Genomic DNA, 2,967 nt, shown 5'->3' with positions numbered 1-2,967 from the left:
TTTAGCTGACTACTTTGGCTCAACCGAAGCGCTTTATAGCTATGAGGCGTGGCGCAATACCTACTGGATTATGGCAGGAGTGATGGGTATCGGTGTGATAACGACGCTGGTCATTCATGAGCCGGTGAGTGAGCAAGTGCGTGTCCCAAGACAGACGTCAGATTATACGCGCTTGGTACTAGTCTTTGCCTTGTCGGTGGTTGGTTTCGTCATGGTATTTGCCAATATTGGTGCCATACTGCCTGAAACTGAGAGTGCGCTTTTAGGTTTCTTAATTGAAATTGTGCATTTAACACTGAGTTTAATCACTGCTTTAGTCATCGGTTATGGCTTGGTAAAAGTAGGACTGGTTAAAAAAGAGGTGGCAAAAGCGACTTGGGTTGAGCCCATTGCAGATTTTTTCCGCCGCTATGGCAAAAAAGCACTGCTTCTCTTGGCGCTGATTGGTCTTTACCGCATTTCTGATATCGTCGCTGGGGTAATCTCCAACGTCTTTTATCTCGATATGGGTTTTACCAAAACAGATATTGCCAACGCCGTGAAGCTAGTCGGGGTCATTATGGTGATTGCTGGTGGCTTTTTGGGCGGCTTAATGGCACAAAAGCTACGTATGATGCAAGCGATGATGGTCGGTGCAATTTTGGCATGTGTGACCAATTTGCTGTTTGTGTTATTGACTTATCATCAAGGAAGTCTGCCAGTGATGTATGTGGCGGTGATTTTTGATAATTTAGCAGCAGGCTTGGCAAGTGCTGTATTTATTGCCTTCTTATCAGCACTGACCTCTATTCGCTTTACTGCCGTACAATATGCGATTTTTTCCTCACTGATGACGTTACTACCAAAAGTTTTGGGCGGTTACTCGGGCAGTATTGTTGATAACATGGGTTATCCGTTCTTCTTTATTTTCACTTTTGCTATTGGTATTCCCATTTTGGTTCTGATTTATTTGGTCGATAAACATATCGTTATCGGTGATAATGACGATATTTATGGTGATAATGATGATAGTGGCAACAATGCTAGCACCGATAAATTGACCAAAGCCAATCCGAGTTTGACTGATACCAACGAGCCACCACGGGCGTCAGAATAACAAAGGGTTTATGATAAATAGAATGCGTCCAAATATTAAGAATTTTTTATGATAGCGCTACTTAAAACACAAGAGCAATCAATAACAGTGCGTCATATCAAACAACAAGTGGCGCAAACGGCTAAAGAGTTAGCCGTTCCGCCATTTTGGATAACGGATTGGCTGCTGTCTGTCCTCGATAAACCGGCGCTGTTTTTAATGACCGATGAGGCGTATGCGCTGTCTGCAGATGAGCTTACCCAATTTAATGCAGGTATCATTAAGATGCAGCAGGGCATACCCTTAGCTTATCTGACAGGCGAACAAGAGTTTTGGTCGCTAAAATTTGCGGTTAATGAGCATACGCTGATACCCAGACCCGATACTGAGATTTTGGTGGAAACGGTACTGGAATGGATAAATACGCAGTCTATTGAACAGTCTGACCGAAATACCAGCAAGCGCTTGTTAGATTTGGGGACGGGTTCTGGTTGTATTGCCATCAGCCTTTCCCATGAGCTAAAACTGGCAGATAAATTAAAACAAATAAGCTGGCAAGTCGTAGCCGTTGATTTCTCGCTAGAGGCGCTAAAAATTGCTCAGCATAATGCGGTCAGTCATGTTGTAGACATTGAATTTATCCATAGTAGCTGGTATAACGCGCTGTCCACTCAGGACGAGCAGTTATTCGATGTGATTGTCTCTAACCCTCCTTATATTGATGAAGCGGACGAGCATTTAGTGCGTCTGGTAGCTGAACCGATTGGTGCGTTAAGTGCGCCTAATCATGGTTTGGCTGATATCGAACATATCATCCAGCAGGCGCCCAAATATCTAAAAATAGGCGGGCTACTGGCGGTTGAGCATGGCTTTGACCAAGGGTTAGCTGCCCGCCAATTATTCATTGATAATAGCTTTATAAATGTCAAAACGATTAAAGATTTTGGTGGAAACGATAGAGTAACGCTTGGACAGTTTAATAAACATCAGCTTCCATCTTAAGTAATGGTCAGAAATATGAGTGAGCTTGTAGAAACAGAGATGTTATTAGATGAGGAGCTGCTGCGTTATGCACGGCAGATACTGCTTGAAGGTTGGGATCTCGATGCTCAGCTACGGCTAAAATCCTCACGTATCGTTATGATAGGTGCAGGTGGGCTTGGCTGTCCGGCTTCTGAAACCTTAGTGCGTGCAGGACTTGGGCACGTTCATCTGATTGATGACGATGTGATTGAAGCCAGTAATTTGCAGCGTCAAACGCTGTTTTTACCTGAAGATATCGGTAAGCCTAAAGCACTGACAGCAGCGCAAATGTTGATGCGTATCAATCCTTTGATAACCGCGCGCGGTACGGTGGCGCGATTGAGTGAAGACAACGCTTATAAGCTGTTAGATATGGTGTCTGATAAGCCTGACTTACTGTTAGATTGTACTGACAATTTTGCGACTCGTGATATCATCAATCGTATTAGTGTGCGTTATCAGATTCCGTTATTATCGGCATCTGCTATTGCCATGCAAGGGCAGTTGGCACTATATGAGCCACATCTAGATACCGGCTGCTATCACTGTGTATTTGGTTCAGTGGTACTCGATGCCGCGGCTGATGAGCGTACTTGTGCCAATTCAGGGGTGCTTGCCAGTACCACAGCCATTATGGGTAACTTACAAGCCAATGCTGCCTTGCAATATTTAGGATTAACCAAAAATCCACTGACAAATAAACTGCTGTTATGGGATGGTAGTCAAATGCAGCAACGCTTGATGGGCTATCGAAAAGATGCAGAGTGTCCTGTCTGCAATAGCCTTTGTTAATTTTTATCGTTTGTCTTTAAGGCGTTATCATTACCCATCCTCAAATATCCTTTATATAAGCACAGTTGTTTCTATGA

The 2,967-nt window shown here is 43.7% G+C and carries 3 protein-coding genes; all 3 read left to right on the top strand.

Annotated elements, in window-relative coordinates:
- Positions 1–1,096, top strand: a 1,096-nt coding sequence (locus VLN09_RS04890) for an MFS transporter (protein WP_325244236.1), incomplete at its 5' end; no start/stop codon positions are given.
- Between the two features lie 48 nt (positions 1,097–1,144).
- Positions 1,145–2,077 (top strand): peptide chain release factor N(5)-glutamine methyltransferase, encoded by a 933-nt coding sequence (prmC, locus tag VLN09_RS04885; protein ID WP_325244235.1) that lies wholly within the window; start codon positions 1,145–1,147, stop codon positions 2,075–2,077.
- Positions 2,078–2,092: 15 nt separating this feature from the next.
- A complete protein-coding gene (locus tag VLN09_RS04880) occupies positions 2,093–2,890 on the top strand; it encodes a HesA/MoeB/ThiF family protein (RefSeq protein ID WP_325244234.1) in 798 nt (265 codons plus the stop codon).
- The last annotated feature ends 77 nt before the right edge of the window (positions 2,891–2,967 follow it).

Source organism: Psychrobacter sp. (assembly GCF_035469765.1).
Lineage (GTDB): Bacteria > Pseudomonadota > Gammaproteobacteria > Pseudomonadales > Moraxellaceae > Psychrobacter.
The sequence above is the reverse complement of the archived record's forward strand: the minus strand, read 5'-3'. Positions and strand labels throughout refer to the sequence as shown.